The organism is Treponema sp. JC4 (assembly GCF_000260795.1).
Classification (GTDB): domain Bacteria; phylum Spirochaetota; class Spirochaetia; order Treponematales; family Treponemataceae; genus Treponema_D.
Genome location: NZ_AJGU01000099.1, coordinates 1 through 1,472 on the forward strand (window position 1 = coordinate 1; position 1,472 = coordinate 1,472).

Below are 1,472 nucleotides of genomic sequence, written 5' to 3' on the forward strand. Positions count from 1 at the left end.
ATTATCAGGTTGAAACTGCTGATTTTAAAATTTATACAAATCAGATTGTCGTTGCGGCTGGACGCTCGGGCAGCAAGTGGGTAAAAGACGTTTGTAAAAAACTTAAGATTCATACCCGCTCAAACCGTGTTGATATTGGTGTGCGTTTTGAATGTCCGGATGAAATCTGGAATCACGTTACAAAAGATCTTTACGAAAGTAAAATCACCTACCGTACAAAAACTTATGAAGACCTTGTGCGTACCTTCTGTATGAATCCGTCTGGTGCTGTCGTTACTGAAAATACAAACGGCGGTATTACCGTAAATGGTCACTCTTTTGAGGATGCTGCCCTTAAAACTAACAATACAAACTTTGCCCTTCTGGTAAGCAAAACCTTTACAGAACCTTTTGATGACAGTTCTGAATATGGTGAAGCAATCATCAAGCTTTCTAACATGCTGGGAGGCGGTGTAATTGTTCAGCGTTACGGAGATTTAATCCGCGGTAAGCGTTCAACAAAAGGCCGCATTGCAGACAACACAGTTCTTCCGACCCTTAATGCAGAGCCTGGTGATTTGAGCCTTGTTCTTCCTAAGCGTATTCTTGATGATATTATCGAAATGATTCAGGCCCTGGATCATCTTGTTCCAGGTATGGTAAATGATGACAACCTTCTTTACGGCGTTGAATGTAAATTCTATAACAACACAGTTGATGTAGATGAGCACCTGCGTGCAAAAGGTTTTGACAGTCTTTACTTTATTGGTGACGGTTCGGGCTGGACACATTCTTTAAGCCAGTCTTCTGCATCAGGCTTGTATGTAGCAGAACAGATAGCGGCTAAAATAATGTAGCAGTTATATCAATTGATTTGCAGCTAAAAAGGCTTCGGGAGTTTGAACAATTACCGAAGCCTTTTTATAATCCCGGATATTTCGGGTCAAAATGACAGGTATTCCATATTCTAAGGCTGTGTAATATTGAATTGCATCTTCAAAGTCTGTAAAGTCAGAGTTCAAAGCTTTGTCTATAACACTTTCTGAAGAATCAATTACTTTTAGAAGAATACGAAGTTTTCGGAGTGCATTTTTTGCAGAATCTTTTCCAAGATATTTTCTAAGAATGTAAAATGTATTGGCAAAAATCAAAGGACTGGTATATAGTTCAAGTTTTTTCATTTCTGCAAAAGTAAAAAGTACGGCAGAAAAATGAAAATGAGGAATTCGTTCTGCAAGTAAATCTATAATAACATCAGTATCTACAAAAACTTTATTCATATTTTTTATCCAGATAAGAAGTGTAATCTGATTTATAATCAAAATCTTCATCAAGATGAATAATTCCTGAAAGTTCATTTACCAGAGGACTGTATGAAAATTCTGCTTTATCTTCATTTATGGTAAGGTTATCAAAAAAGTTTTCTACAATAGCCGAAAGTGATGTTCCTATTTGAGAAACATATTTTTTTGCACGAGAAATTGAACTGTCAT

The 1,472-nt window shown here is 36.7% G+C and carries 3 protein-coding genes; 1 reads left to right on the top strand and 2 read right to left on the bottom strand.

Annotated features, from left to right (window positions below; all coding sequences use genetic code 11):
* Window positions 1–836, top strand: an 836-nt coding sequence (locus tag MSI_RS14810) for an FAD-dependent protein (RefSeq protein WP_039925104.1), incomplete at its 5' end; no start/stop codon positions are given.
* A gap of 3 nt (window positions 837–839) precedes the next feature.
* Here MSI_RS14810 and MSI_RS13400 read toward each other — a convergent pair.
* Both MSI_RS13400 and MSI_RS14815 read right to left on the bottom strand, forming a co-directional pair.
* Window positions 840–1,259 carry a PIN domain-containing protein gene (locus tag MSI_RS13400; protein WP_039925108.1) on the bottom strand — a complete coding sequence of 140 codons (420 nt, stop codon included), beginning with the start codon at window positions 1,257–1,259 and terminating at the stop codon, window positions 840–842.
* Window positions 1,252–1,472 (bottom strand): DUF6364 family protein (locus MSI_RS14815; protein WP_039925111.1); only part of this gene is annotated, 221 nt, incomplete at its 5' end. The genes MSI_RS13400 and MSI_RS14815, both read right to left, overlap by 8 nt.

Coding starts and splice junctions, on each gene's coding strand:
- MSI_RS13400 (WP_039925108.1), bottom strand. CDS start 1,259: ATGAATAAAGTTTTTGTAGATACTGATGTTATTATAGATTTACTTGCA.